Source organism: Nocardia sp. MH4 (assembly GCF_019266065.1).
Lineage (GTDB): Bacteria > Actinomycetota > Actinomycetes > Mycobacteriales > Mycobacteriaceae > Nocardia > Nocardia canadensis.
The window spans coordinates 25,061-38,391 of sequence record NZ_LPNR01000125.1 but is presented as its reverse complement, the minus strand read 5'-3'; the positions used below and the strand labels follow the sequence as shown (position 1 = coordinate 38,391).

15 protein-coding genes are annotated in these 13,331 nt (G+C 67.8%); 14 read left to right on the top strand and 1 reads right to left on the bottom strand.

The features are described from left to right. Positions 1–7: 7 nt before the first annotated feature. From ATM97_RS29080 to ATM97_RS29030, 11 genes are all read left to right on the top strand, one after another. A complete protein-coding gene (locus ATM97_RS29080) occupies positions 8–913 on the top strand; it encodes a major capsid protein (protein ID WP_218721392.1) in 906 nt (301 codons plus the stop codon). Beyond that, the gene (locus ATM97_RS29075; RefSeq protein WP_218721391.1) at positions 913–1,128 is read left to right on the top strand and encodes a hypothetical protein; all 216 of its coding nucleotides are present in this window, start codon (positions 913–915) and stop codon (positions 1,126–1,128) included. The genes ATM97_RS29080 and ATM97_RS29075 overlap by 1 nt, the downstream gene beginning before the upstream one ends. A 3-nt stretch (positions 1,129–1,131) precedes the next feature. Then, positions 1,132–1,524 (top strand): Gp19/Gp15/Gp42 family protein, encoded by a 393-nt coding sequence (locus ATM97_RS29070; protein ID WP_218721390.1) that lies wholly within the window; start codon positions 1,132–1,134, stop codon positions 1,522–1,524. Next, positions 1,521–1,856: a hypothetical protein gene (locus ATM97_RS29065; RefSeq protein ID WP_218721389.1), complete on the top strand. Its 336-nt coding sequence runs from the start codon at positions 1,521–1,523 to the stop codon at positions 1,854–1,856. Before ATM97_RS29070 ends, ATM97_RS29065 begins: the two co-directional genes overlap by 4 nt. Further along, the gene (locus tag ATM97_RS29060; RefSeq protein ID WP_218721388.1) at positions 1,856–2,182 is read left to right on the top strand and encodes a hypothetical protein; all 327 of its coding nucleotides are present in this window, start codon (positions 1,856–1,858) and stop codon (positions 2,180–2,182) included. The genes ATM97_RS29065 and ATM97_RS29060 overlap by 1 nt, the downstream gene beginning before the upstream one ends. Further along, complete coding sequence (locus tag ATM97_RS29055) at positions 2,179–2,673, top strand: hypothetical protein (RefSeq protein ID WP_218721387.1); 495 nt, start codon at positions 2,179–2,181, stop codon at positions 2,671–2,673. The genes ATM97_RS29060 and ATM97_RS29055 overlap by 4 nt, the downstream gene beginning before the upstream one ends. 63 nt (positions 2,674–2,736) lie before the next feature. After that, on the top strand, positions 2,737–3,639 hold the full coding sequence (locus ATM97_RS29050; protein ID WP_218721386.1) for an Ig-like domain-containing protein: 903 nt from the start codon (positions 2,737–2,739) through the stop codon (positions 3,637–3,639). Between the two features lie 88 nt (positions 3,640–3,727). Next, a complete protein-coding gene (locus ATM97_RS29045; protein WP_218721385.1) occupies positions 3,728–4,141 on the top strand; it encodes a hypothetical protein in 414 nt (137 codons plus the stop codon). Between the two features lie 29 nt (positions 4,142–4,170). Beyond that, positions 4,171–4,566 (top strand): hypothetical protein, encoded by a 396-nt coding sequence (locus ATM97_RS29040; RefSeq protein ID WP_218721384.1) that lies wholly within the window; start codon positions 4,171–4,173, stop codon positions 4,564–4,566. Between the two features lie 2 nt (positions 4,567–4,568). Continuing rightward, positions 4,569–8,882, top strand: a complete 4,314-nt coding sequence (locus tag ATM97_RS34940) for a transglycosylase SLT domain-containing protein (RefSeq protein ID WP_308248660.1) — start codon at positions 4,569–4,571, stop codon at positions 8,880–8,882. An 80-nt stretch (positions 8,883–8,962) separates the two neighbouring features. Then, positions 8,963–9,784: a hypothetical protein gene (locus ATM97_RS29030; RefSeq protein ID WP_218721383.1), complete on the top strand. Its 822-nt coding sequence runs from the start codon at positions 8,963–8,965 to the stop codon at positions 9,782–9,784. A 43-nt stretch (positions 9,785–9,827) separates the two neighbouring features. On the opposite strand, the gene ATM97_RS29025 is transcribed toward ATM97_RS29030, so the two are convergent. After that, the gene (locus ATM97_RS29025; protein WP_218721382.1) at positions 9,828–10,007 is read right to left on the bottom strand and encodes a hypothetical protein; all 180 of its coding nucleotides are present in this window, start codon (positions 10,005–10,007) and stop codon (positions 9,828–9,830) included. Between the two features lie 64 nt (positions 10,008–10,071). On the opposite strand from ATM97_RS29025, the gene ATM97_RS29020 reads away from it, so the two are divergent. Genes ATM97_RS29020 through ATM97_RS34655 form a run of 3 tightly spaced genes read left to right on the top strand, consistent with a single transcriptional unit; the run spans position 10,072 to position 13,308 of the window. Next, positions 10,072–11,493, top strand: a complete 1,422-nt coding sequence (locus ATM97_RS29020) for a hypothetical protein (protein WP_218721381.1) — start codon at positions 10,072–10,074, stop codon at positions 11,491–11,493. After that, the gene (locus ATM97_RS29015) at positions 11,490–11,984 is read left to right on the top strand and encodes a DUF2744 domain-containing protein (protein WP_218721380.1); all 495 of its coding nucleotides are present in this window, start codon (positions 11,490–11,492) and stop codon (positions 11,982–11,984) included. Before ATM97_RS29020 ends, ATM97_RS29015 begins: the two co-directional genes overlap by 4 nt. Then, positions 11,977–13,308 carry a C39 family peptidase gene (locus ATM97_RS34655; RefSeq protein WP_255588598.1) on the top strand — a complete coding sequence of 444 codons (1,332 nt, stop codon included), beginning with the start codon at positions 11,977–11,979 and terminating at the stop codon, positions 13,306–13,308. Before ATM97_RS29015 ends, ATM97_RS34655 begins: the two co-directional genes overlap by 8 nt. The last annotated feature ends 23 nt before the right edge of the window (positions 13,309–13,331 follow it).

Here is a 13,331-nt window from a genome sequence, read left to right as displayed (position 1 = left end):
CAGGACCATGGCCACTCCATACAGCCAGCAGTACCCGCTCGGCACCCCCACCCTCTCGGGCAACAGCATCACCGTTGACCTGATGCTGAAGGAGCCGACCCGGATCAACCAGTACATCAGCGACATCGCGCTGAAGAAGTACTTCGCCGATCGGATCTTCCGTACCGGTGGGGGCGTCACCGGCGGCGCGCTGCTCTACTCGCAGCTCACCGCGAACGACCTGTTCGCCACCCGCGGCGTGCAGGAAGTCGCACCGGGCGCCGAGTTCCCGGAGGTCACCTTCGACCGCCCGGCGCCGAAGGTCGCGACGGTCAAGAAGATCGGCGGCAAGTTCCGCGTCACCGACGAGGCCCGGGACCGCAACGACCTCTCGACCATCGAGACCGAGGGCCGCAAGCTCGGCAACACCATCACCAAGGACCTGCACCAGCGGGCCATCGCCGAGCTGGAAGCATCGATCACCGCGATCGGTTCCGATGTCCAGATGGCGGGTGTGTCCTGGCTCGATGCCGCCGCGGCAACCATGACCACAACCGCACCGGCGGCCCAGCCCGCGGCGGACTTCGCCAAGGCGCAGCTCAAGGCCGAGACCTTCGAGCTCGGCGGCACGTTCGATCTGTGGATCGTCAACCCGCAGGAGATGTCGAACTTCCAGATCACCTACGGCGATCGCTGGCGCGACGTGCTCACCAACAACGGTGTCGACATGATCGCGTCGAACGTCGTCACCGCAGGCACCGCGTACGTGGTCGAGGAGCGGATGGTCGGCGAGTTCCGCACCGAGCAGCCGCTCAACACGGTCACCTGGCGCGACGAGGCCACCGAGTCCACCTGGACACAGACCAGCATCCGCCCGGTCTTCGCGGTGACCAACCCGTACTCGATCCTCAAGGTCACGGGGCTCGCGGCCTGATGGCCGGCATCGAGCGGACCGTCGTTCTCGGTCTGATGTCCTACGTCGGCGAAGACGGCAAACACCGCTACGCCCAGTCAGGCGCGACCGTCCGCGTTCATCCGGATCACATCGAACGGTTCGACCGGCTCAACCTCCCGCAGGGCCAGGCGCCCGCGGCCGAACCGGTGGAGCCCGCGCCGAAGTCGCGCCCGCGCCAGCGCAAGGAGGACTGACCCATGGCCTTCGCCACTGCCGCTGATCTCGCCGAACGGTGGAAGCCTCTCTCCCCAGCGGAGGAGGCCCGTGCCACCGTGCTGCTCGGCGATGCGGCGTGGTGGCTGAAGGTCTGGTTCAAGCCCTACGCAGACCTCGTGGCCCTGGCGGCCGAGGACCCGCTGCTCGAAGAGGGCTTGAAGATCCTGTCCTGCAACATGGTCCGCCGAGCATTGACCTCGGCGGGCGACGGCGCCGCGGCGGCCCAGCAAGTGATGGGCCCGTTCACGGCCCAGATCAGCTACCGCAACCCCGACGGCTCGCTGTTCGTCTACAGCAGCGAGCGCGACGCGATCCTGTCCCTGCTCGGCATCAACGTGTCCGGTGCCGTCTCGATGACGAGCCCCGGCCTGTGAACCCGATCGGGATCGCCTTCGGCCAGACGGTCACCGTGCTTCGCGGCAGCCGCGACCGCACCGGCGACCAAGCCCTCGTCGAGCACCACACGATCGACGCTGCGGTCTTCTGGCCGGAATCGGTGTCGGGCACCGACGATCGCCGCGACACCTCGACGGTGCACGGTCAGCTCGCTGTGCCGCGGTCCGCCGACCTCCTCGCCACCGACCACGTCCGCCTCGCGGACGGGTCGATATGGGTAGCGGTCGGCGCACCGCAGTGGGATCACGTCCACCCGATGACCGGCTGGAACCCCGGCTACAAGGTGGCCAGGGTGAAAGGGGTGAGCTGATGGAGCACAACATCCCGGCCTACGCGAACTATGGCGTGCTCGGGCTGATGAAGTCTCCCGAGATGCGCGCGCTGATGCGGGAGCGTGGCGAGATGGCCGAGGCTCTCTATCGAGAGATCGTGGCGAAGCGGACCGGTCGCCTGGCGCGGTCGACCCGCATCGAAACCCACATCGGCGGCAAGGCGAACGACCGATGGGAGGTGACCTTGACGGTCACCGCCCCTTACGCCGCGAGCCACGAATTCGGCTACGACGACGGCGACCAAGGCGTCGGCGCCGCGTATCAGGATCTCAACCAGGTGCTGAACATGATGGGCTCGATATGACCATCGTGTTCCCCGACTGGTACGAGGGCGGCTACCCCGACCGCGAGCTGCTCATGCTCGACCTCATCCAGGCGTACCTGGACCTGTGCACCCCGGCCGGCCTGGCGTGCACCTGGCTACCCGACAACTACGCCAGCATGGTCGACGACGGCATCCCGGTGGTGCGCGTCTACCGCGGCGGTCTCGGCGCCGATGGCCTGTGGGACGCGGCCGCGATGCAGGTCGCGGTCATCGCCTCCACCCGCGCCGACAGCTGGGCACTGCTCGAGTACCTGCGCCAGATCCTGCTCAGCTTCGACCACGGCGGGAAGATACGCCGCGCGGACGGCGAGATCAACACGATCACCTCGATCGGCGAACTCATTGGGCCGCAGCAAATCCCGGAGCTCAATCCCGATTTCCGGATGGTCTCACTGACCTTCCGCGTGGAATGCCGACGGGACCGACACCTGCCGGACTACGCGGCCGTCCGCGAGTCCCTCCCTCTCTGATCACCCATCGCCGCACCCCGTCCACCGGACGGGGCATCCGGCGTGCCCAAGAAAGGAGCGGTCATGGCCGCCACCACATTTCGTGCATTGAAGGACAAGAACGACGCGCTGGTGATGTCGGCACAGGACTGGCTGGTCCTGCTGCACGACTGGACGCCCGGCGCCTCCTACATGCCGACCGACCTCACCGACGCCAGCGGCGTGCTGCAGACGCTCAGCGCCGGTTGGTTCACCTCCGGCGAGATCCAGAAGGCGGCCGGTGTCCAGCTGGCGCCGGATACCCAGACCTCGCCGATCGACGGCTACGGATCGTCTTCGCCGCGGCGCACGATGACCACCGCCGAGGGCTTCACGGTCGACTACTTCGCGCAGGAGTGGCGCAAGAAGAACTTGGAGCTGTGGCACAACGTCGACCTGTCGACCACCTCGGCGGCGCCGGGCAAGGGCTTCAGCGCGACGAAGACGTCTTCGTTGACCGTCCGCTATTACTCGGCGCTGCTCATCGCCCAGGACGAAGGCGTCGGCTCGCTGTACCCGTTCTTCAAGTTCCCGAAGGTGTCGGTGTCCAAGCGCGGCGCGATGGCCGGTGAACAGGGCAAGGAGCTCGGCCTGCCCGCCACCCTGACCGTCTTCGAGGATGCCGACTTCGGCGGCATGTACGACTTCGGTATCGCGGGCGCCGGTTTCGACGCGATCGCCCAGGACGCCGGATTCGCTGCGGCCGCGACCTCGATCAACATCACGCCCGCCGCGGCGACCCTGGCGGTCGGCGAGCAGGCGCAGCTGCTGGTCATCGACGACAACGGCTTCGACCGCACCGCGGAGTGCACCTACGGCACTTCCAACGCAGGCCGCGCGACGGTCTCGGGCTCGGGTCGCGTCACCGCAGTGGCGGTCGGCTCGGCGGCCACGATCACCGCCACCCTCGGCGCGCTGACCGACACCGCCGCCATCACCGTCGCCTGATCGGCGACCTCGATCGCTGCCCCGCGCCGTTTCTGGTGCGGCGCGGGGCAGCACCTCACCAGAGCCACCAGAGGCCAGGAGAAATATTATGACCACCCAGCGCAAGGCACCGGTCCGCAAGTCCCCGGCGAGAAAGACCGTCGAGGAGAAGATCACAGCCTTCGACGAGCTGCGCACCCGCGCCGGAGGGCGCGTCATCGGCAACGCGCCGGTCACCGCTCCGTTCGAGATCCCGGGATTCGAGCCCCCGCTGATTGTCCAGTGGCCGACGTCGCTCGCCGACAAGGTGACCCTCGACATCACCGACCGCAACGGCGACGTCGTCGGATTCCTGTACAACCTCCTGGGCGCCGAGCGCCTGGCCCTCGTGCTGGCCGCCTTCAATGACCAGCCCGACGCCGAGCGCCTCCTCGTCGGCCTCCAGCTCCGCATCCGCGATCACTTCCTCGGTGCAGGCGCCGGTGATGTGCCGGGGGGTACTCCGGCCTCGTCGACCTCATAGGAGGCTACGGGGCCGCGCTGCGCTGGGACGTGCAGACGATCCTTCATCTGGACCTGGACGACTGGCTGCGCGGTGAGCGCGACTGGATGACCTTGTTCGAGTTCGCCGATCGAATCCGCGCCCGGCCAGGCACCGCCTACGGGTCGGCCGTCCTGCAAGACCCCGACGTCGTCGAGGCCCTCGCCGCCGAGCCCGATGACGAGTCCGCCGATCTGCCGATCGAAGGCTTCGGCCTGATCGAATCGCGGCTCGCCGCACTCGAAGACCGCGTCACGCAAGCGGTCTGGCTGCTGGCTAAGGCCGATCCGGCCGGAGCACCGCGCGCCGCGCGCCCCGTCTACCCACACATCGAGATGCGCGAGGACAGGCGCCGTGCGCGCATGACCCGCCTGGAACACCAGCTGATCCCGGAAAGGGGTGATTGATCGTGGCCACGTACTCCGCCGGCGAAGCGTCGGTGAAGATCAAGCCCGACTTCCGGGGATTCGTCGTCGCGCTGCGCGAGGACCTGGAGAAGATCGAACAGAAGTTCGGCGTCGAGATCGTCCCCGACACGGCGGGATTCTCGCAGGCGCTCGAAACCGAGCTGTCGAAGATCAGCGCCAAACTGGGCGTCGAGATCGAGCCGGACACATCGGGCTTCGCGACCGACCTGGAGACGGAGCTCGCGGGGATCAACGCGGCCGTCGATGTCGGTGTCGAGATCTCCGACCCGAGCCTCGTCGCGGCCGCGCAGAAGATCCGGGACCACTTCGCCGGCTTCAGCATCACGATCGACGTCGACGCTGACGCCGCCTCGGCGACCGCCACCCTCGAAGCGCTGCGCACCGCGTACTCGCGGATGACGATGGACGTCGACGCCAACACCACGACGGCCGGCCTCCAGATCGAGGCGCTGCGTGCCGCGCACGAGACCCACACGATAGACGTCGACGCCGACACCACCGCGGCCGCCGCGCAGCTGGCCGCGCTGCAGTCGACGCTGGGTCGGGGGAGCGCGGGCGGCGGCCGCGGCCTGCTCGGCGCCGGGATCCTGAACGCCGGAGCCCTCGGCATCGCGGCCCTGCCCGCCGCCGCCTCGGTGATCGCGTCGATCGGCGCCGACGTGCAAACCCTCGGCGCGAACATCGCCCTGCTGCCAGGCATTTTCGCGGGCGCGGCGGCAGGCGCGACAACGTTGTCGATCGGCCTCGACAACATGAAGAACGCTTTCTCGGACTCGCCGAAGAAGGCGGCCAAGGCCTACGCCGAACTGTCGGTCGAGGGCAAGAAGCTCGTCGACGATCTCAAGGGCTTCGGCCCCCAGTGGGACCAGATCAAGGACAAGGTCCAGGACACCACTCTCGTCGGCCTGGCGGAGCCGATGAACACGCTGTTGAAGTCGCAGCTGCCTGCGGTCGAGACCGGCATGACCGGCCTCGCCGCACAATCCAACGCCATCGGCAAGACCGCCATCGGCGAGCTGTCCAGCGACAAGTCGGTGGCGGCAACTGCGACGATCTTCGGCGACAGCGCCGCGGCGGCGGAGCAGCTGAACGGCGCTGTGGTGCCTGTCATCAGCTCGATCCGCACGCTCGCCACGACCGGCACCAGCTTCCTGCCGCGCCTCACCGGCGCACTCACAGGGGCCGCCACCAAGTTCGACGCGTTCATCACGAAGTCGAGCAACTCGGGTCAGCTGTGGGGCTGGATGGACCGCGGTATCACCTCCGCGGGTCAGCTGATCTCGATCATCGGCAACCTCGGGTCGTCGCTGTCGAGCGTCTTCCGGGCGAGGCGAGGCGAGGGCGAGACCTTCCTGACCACCGTCGACCGGCTCACCGAGCGGATGTCTACCTGGCTGAAATCCTCCGAGGGCCAGGCGGAGCTGCGAACCTTCTTCCAGGAGGGCGCAGACCAGCTTGAGCGGTGGAAGCCGATCCTTTCCTCGGTCGGCTCGCTCATGGGCACTGCGTACGAAGCAGCGCAGGCCTGGAGCGGGATCCTGTTGCCCTTCTTGACGGCGGCGTCGAGCCTGCTCGCCTCGCACGACGGCATCCTCAAGACCCTCATCATCTCCTACCTGGCCTTCAAGACGATCGGCCCCATCTTCACACTGCTGCGCGGCTCGATCGTCGGCGCGACGGGCGCCCTATCGACCTTCCAGGCGGGCATGGCCGCATCGACGGCGACATCCACGATGGGCAAGGGGCTGGCCGGCCTCGGCGCAATGCTCGGCTCCGGCGGTGTGTTCGGCCTCGCCCTGGTCGGCGCGACGATCGGCCTCGGCCTGCTGGCACAGAAGCACCAGGAAGCCGCCGCAGCAGCAGCCGAGCAAAAGCGCAAGCTCGAGGAGCTGCGCGAGACGCTCGACGACCAGACCGGCGCAGTCACCGCCGAGACGCGGCTTACCGCGGCGAAGGACCTGGAGAACCGCGGCTTCCTGGAGCGCGCGCAGACCCTCGGCGTGAACCCACAGCAGTACGTGGATGCCGGCCTCGGACTGAATGATCAGGCGAAGGCCGAGATCAACGCTCGCCTGACGCAGATCATCCTCGAGCAGATCCCGAAGTCGCCCAACGGCGCCGCGAGCCAGTTCCAGCAGACCGGCGCAGGCCTGGGGCTGTCGCAGGAGCAGGTGGCCCAGGCCGTCCAGGGCGTACCCGAAGCGGTGAAAGCCTTCGAGCAGGCTTGGGCCTCGCACAACAACGGCATGGGCGGGTCGCTGCAGGATCTCGCCGAGCTCAAGGCAGCCCTCGGCGACGTCGGCGAATCCGCCGCCACCCTCGGCGGCGAGATGAACGGGCTCGACTCCGACACTGCGAAAGCTGGTGAGGCGCAACGCCGGTTGTACGAGGCACTGAACGGCACCTTCGGGCTCACCGAGGACGGGGCCAGCAAATTCCGCGAGCTCGGCCTGGCGGTCATCGGCGTACCCGACTCGAAAACCGTGGTGCTGCGGTCGACCACCGACGAGGAAAAGCGCAAGCTCGAGGACCTGGGCTACACCGTCCAGCGCATGCCCGACGGCACGGTGAAAGTCACCCTCGACGACGCGGCCGCGCGCGCCCAGATCGTCCAGCTGACCAAGCCGTCGTCGATGACGGTCTCGGTCAACTACGTGCCGAACACGCAGTCGATCCCGAGCTCGGTCATCGCCAACAGCAAGGATCTGAACTACACCGGCGAACCGAAGGCACTCGGCGGCCCGATCATCGGCGGAATCGCAGGCAGAGACTCTGTCCCGCTGCTCGCCATGCCCGGCGAACACATGCTCACGACCTCCGACGTCGACAAACTCGGCGGCCAGGGCGGTGTGTACCGATTCCGCGCCGCGCTACAGGCCGGGCTGGTCAAGCCGATGGCCAAGGGCGGCGCGGTCGAGTGGACCGAGAAGAACGAGATCGATCTACAGCAGGCGCAGACCGCGGTCGAGCAGGCCGAGGAGAAGGCGGCCAAGGTCGAGGCGAGCGCGACGGCCTCGGACGCCGACAAGCGGCAGGCGCGGCTGCGCGTCGAGGAGGCGCGGTACAAGGCGCAGCAGCTGGAGAACAAGAAGAACGGCACCGCTTCTGCCACCGCCGTCGCGCCGCAGGCCGCGCTGCCGGGCCGGGCGTCGGCGGACGATCTGGACCGAGCGGACGCCGAAGACGCTGTCGACCAGGCGAACGCGAAGCGCAACCAGGTCTATGCGGACCCGGCCAGCACCGACGCCGACAAGCTGAAGGCGGACCGCGCCTACCAGCGGGCGCAGAACGCGCTGGAGTCCCAGAACAAGTCGAGCAGCAGCAGCTCGTCGAGCACCGGCATCGAGAGCTATTCGGCGCAGAGCGTCGGCGCGAAGGCGGGCGAGATCATCGCCACCGGGATCCTGTCGTTCTTCGGCCTGGAGAACTCGATCCTGTCCAGCAGCAACACCTACAACAAGGCGATCAACACCGCGGTCGACTACTACAGCGGCAGCAGCTCGAGCTCGTCCAGCTCGACGCCGACCGGCGATTACAGCTACACGCCGAAGGAGGTCGCGGTCGAGGACGGCACGAGCAGCAGCTCGTCGAGCTCGTCGTCGAGCAGCTCGTCCGGATCGGATGTCACCTACAGCGCCGACGGCGGCGTCGAGCAGTGGCGCTCGACCTTCTCCGGAGTGCTCGACGCGCTGGCCAAGCCCGCCTCGGTGTGGCTGGACCTCGGCCTGGCGCAGATGCGGACCGAGTCCGGCGGCAATCCGAACGCGCAGAACAACAGCGACTCCAACGCCGCGAAGGGCACGCCGTCGAAGGGCCTCATGCAGGTCATCGACCCGACGTTCGCGACCTACCGATCGAGCCTGTACCCGAACGACATCTGGAATCCGGGCGCGAACATCGCGGCCGCGGTGCTGTACACGCAGGCGCGCTACGGCTCGCCTGCCGGGGTGTGGGGGCAGGGCCGCGGCTACGCCGCCGGCGGATGGGTCACCGGCGGAATCCCTGGCCGCGACAGCGTCGACGCGCGGCTGATGCCGAAGGAATTCGTCGTCGCTGCCGACCAGGCGCAGCAGTACGCGCCGCTGCTGGAGGCGATCAACGCGGGCCAGGTGCCCAGCCTGCCCACCGGCTTCGGCGCCGCGGCGGCGTCGTCGAACAGCACGCGGTCGGCGACCTACGACCGGTCGGTCAACTACCACGGAGACAACTACGTGATGAATCCCGAAGAGCTGTTCCGGCAGCAGGATCGGCACGTCGAGATGCAGTCCATGGGACCGCTGGCGGCGTTCACATGACCGACCAGATGATCATCTGGATGATCGGGGTGGACGGGTCCCGCTGGGACCTGTCCGGCCCGGACGCCGGACTCCAGGGTGTGGAGCTGCGCCCCGGCCCGAAGCGGCTGATCGATGCGCCCGCGAAGACTTTCTGGGTCCAGGGCGCGGCCCGGATGCATTACCAGGGCCGCCAATTCGAGCGCCGCGACCCGACCTTCGCCGTGAACATCGTCGGCGAGAACCCGTCGCACTGGCGCGACATCGACAGCCGGTTCCGCATGGCGCTTGGCATGTACGACAACGAGTTCGCGATGTACAACCAGACCGGCGCGGACGTTCGCCGCCTGGATCTGCGACTGCTGTCCGATCCGGTGCCCTGGGAAAACGGACCGTGGGAGAGCGGCCGCGACCCGCACCTGTACTCGGCCTCGACGCTGCTCATCAATGCTGCCGCTAGCCAGCAATTCTGGTACGGCCCTGACATCGAGCTCGAGTGGGAGCTGGAGTCCGGAACCTCTGGCGGAGTCAACTTCGACGTCGAGAACTTGGGCGACGTCGTGGTCTGGCCGAGGTGGTTCGTCACCGCGCCGGGCGCCTGGATCCTGCCTGACTACTCGTGGGGCCAGGAGCTCGCCTATCAGCGCCCGCTGCTCGCGGATGTGATCCGGAAGGTGCCCGTGCCGGTGCTGCTGCCCGGCGAGGACTGCGACGTGTGGGTCGATCCGGACGAGGAGCCCTACGTCGCCGCGAACGGTGCGCCGGTCTGGGCGCGGGCCGGGGGCAACGGGATGTTGTACCCGATCGCCCCGCATACCAAGTCGACCTCGGTGCCGGTGACCGTCACCGGCGCGAATCCTGGTGCGGCCGTGACGCTCACGATCCCGCGCCGCTACAGCCGACCACTGGGGGTGACGCTGTGACGACCACGCTCGCCGATATCCCGCGACTGCGCGCGCAGTGTGATCAGACCCGCGAGGTCCATCGCGCGATGAAGCGGGCTGATCCGCTGGTCCGGCTGTGGGCGAACAAGCCGGACGGCGCGGCCGGGCTGGTGCTGCGCGGGACCGCGCGCGACAACATCGCGGGCCGCTTCCCGTTCAAGAAGAACGCGTTCGGCACCGCGGGCACGCTGAAGCTGCGCACCGATCACTACCTCGCGAAGTGGCTCGTCTCGATCCCGAACGACCCCGAGGCGAAAAAGAATGTCGTGATCACCGTCGATTTCATGGGCGGGAAACTGCGATGGTCCGGGCTGCTGAAGAATTGGAAGGTCGTGCGCGACGGGCGCGGAGTCCGCTACCTCGAAGCGACATTCATCGACGACCTACAGTTCCTGCAATTCATGCTCGGCCCACCGAATCCGGTACTACCGATATGGCTCTTCCAATTTCCGCGCGTACTGCCCATTTTCGCCCCGGCGAAATGGGCAATTTCCATTTTGATCCTGATAAATCTAATTCGTTTGAACGGCAATCTATATACGATGCCGGACGATCCATTCGCGATGGACAGTTACGACGACCTCGTCGACTGGTCCGACTGGCAAGTCCTGATCAAGTGCAAGCCGTTCGATCTGGATGACAGCTCGTTGTGGACGATTCTCGCCACGCGCATGAATCGGCTCGACGAGGTGATCGCCGATGCGCTCGACGATGCGCAGCTGGTGATGACCTATCGCCGATGCCTCACCGTCGACGGCGAGGTCTCCGACGTGCCGGGCGTGCCCGAGGTCGCCAACGGTGCGCTCATCCTGGAGGTCCAGGACAAGAGCGGGTACTGGGGCCCCGACGGCACCGGCACCGGCGGCGGCGTCGCCGGTGGATTCGCCCGGACCGTGCAGTCCTTCCTGTCCGGATTCGTCGAGGACACGCAGATCCTCGTCACCGACGACCAGACCGTCCACCCCGAGGAGTACTACCGGCCCGGCTTCCTCGGCACCGTGCCCGGCCACCCCTGGGTGGTGGTGAGAGACTCGGAATGGACATCGATCCAATCATCGCAATTGACATGGGCGCCAGCGACAGCCGTCGGCGTGATCGTCGGCGGCGATAATCCCTTGGCCGATAGTCTCGCCCGGCTGGCGATCGAATCCACGGCCGCGCTGATCGGGTATTTCCTGCTCGCCGGATTCTCCGGTCTCGGTGCGATCGCCGCCGATATTGCGATGCCATTCCTGATCGGCACAATTTTCGCCTGGCTCCAGTGGGAGAACCTGTCTCGCGGCCACAACCTCGGATGGGTCCATCTCTACGAGGTTTTCCACCAGGGCGCCGAGAACAACGCCTGGTCGCTGTCTGCGATCGCCGCTCTCCGTGCTGGGTTCCTCGCCACGAAGTCGGAGAGCGCGCACCAATTCTCGATGGGCTTCGGCGGGCCTCACCTGCCCGGCGTGCACTTCGGAATCGGCGACCGGATGGGCTCCGTCGACGGCTACGTCTCCGACGCGATCTGGGTCGACCAGGTCGAGGAGATCGATCCCTCGTGGGACTGGGAGGCGGGCAAGGCGCTCGACATCAAGGTCACCGTCGGCCAGGCGAAGGCCGCCATGTCGCAGGCCGAGCGCAGCTCGCGGCTGCTGTCCAAGGCGCTGACCACCATCTCCAACATCGGCGTCCACCTCGTCTCATGAGCACGGAAGAGGGATTCATGGAGTACCCACCGGCGCCGCCCGGATTCGAGCACCTCGATATGTCCGACCCCAAACAGGCTCTCGCCTGGGCACTGAGCTCGATGCCCTCGCACCAGAGCGGCGGCCAGCCGGTCCCGATCCCGCCGAAGGTCGTGCCGAGCTGGAGCGAGTTCCTCACCGCGCTCGGCCTGGTCTACGACCCGAGCAGGCAAACGCTGTTCCCGGTCGTCGACCAGGAGCGCGCGCCGCTGGGCTGGCTCGCGCCGGTGCAGTGGGTCTCGCGCGAGGAGTACGACAAGCACGAGGCCAAGCGCGCCGGACGCACCGCCGACATGGAGGCCACCCTCCAGCGGCTCAATCCCGGTCTCGCGCAGCAGATCGCCGACATGACCGACCCCGAGAAGCGCGACGCGATGGCGTCACAGGCCGCGGCCATCGGCGACATCCTCGCGCACATCCAGGCCCAGCACGGAGGTGGCAAGAATGGCTGAGAAGGTACTGCCCTACGACCGGCGCTGGGTCACTCAGGAGACCGGCTGGTGGTGCGGACCTGCGTCCGCGCAGACCGTCCTGCAGTCCCTCGGCATCGTCGTCGAGGAGTCCCAGCTCGCCCGCGAAATCGGAACCACCTGGAACGGAACCGATTACGTCGGCTTGATCGTGCCGGTGCTGAACGCGCACCTGGGCCGCGACGTGTACGAGGCGCGCTACCTCGAGATGGACCCGGCCGCGCCCGAGCAGATCGAGCAGCTCTGGCGAGACATCGTCTCCAGCATCGAGGCCGACCACGGCGTCATCGCGAACATCGTGGCGCCGGTGGACAACTACCCGCGCGGCGTCCGCGGCTCGATCTCACCGTCGTACTCCGGCGGGACCGTCTACCACTACATCGCGGTGATGGGCTACTCGGACGAGGGCGGCGAGCGCACAGTCTGGATCGCGGACTCCGGCTTCCGACCGTACGGGTACTGGCTCAGCTTCGCCCAGCTCGGCACGCTCATCCCGCCGAAGGGCTACGCGTCCGCGCCGATCGGCCCGCCCCCTCCGCCCCCGCCCGGACTCACCGCCGAGGTGCTGTCGGATGCGATGGGTGCGGCGCTGCCGCTCGAGCGGTACCGCGAGCTGCTGCCCGCCGTCTCCGAGGCGCTGCGCGCGGCGCGCTGCACGACCGTCGATCGCGCCGCGATGTGGATGGCGCAGGTCGGGCACGAGTCGGTCGGCCTGTGCTACATGGAAGAGCTGCGCGACGGCTCCGACTACGAGTGGCGCGCCGACCTCGGCAACACCGAGCCCGGCGACGGCCGCCGCTTCAAGGGCCGCGGCCCGATCCAGATCACCGGTCGGCACAACTACGGCGCGGTGTCGGCCTGGGCGCACGCCGAGGGGCTGGTGCCGACGCCGACGTACTTCGTCGACAACCCCGCTGAGCTCGGCACCGACCGGTACGCCTTCGCTGGCGTGACCTGGTACTGGACCGTCGCCCGACCCATGAACCGCTACGCCGACGCGGCCGACATCGTCGGCGCGAGCCGCGCGGTGAACGGCGGCGACAACGGCCTCGACGACCGCATCAACCGCTGGAACCACGCCCGCGCACTCGGCGCGGTGCTGCTACCTGAGGAGGACACCTTGGCCGCACTCAGCCCGGAAGAGCAGCGTGAGCTCTTCGACAACGTGAAGTACATCCGAGAGCAGCTCGGCCCGAAGCTGCCCGTGTGGGGCGAGGAGTCCTCGCTCGGCCGCAACGACAAGGGCGAGGAGCTCACGCTCCGCGACGCCGTCGCCAAGCAGCTCCGGACCGGCGGTGCGCGATGAGCATCTCCCGTGTACCCGAGCCC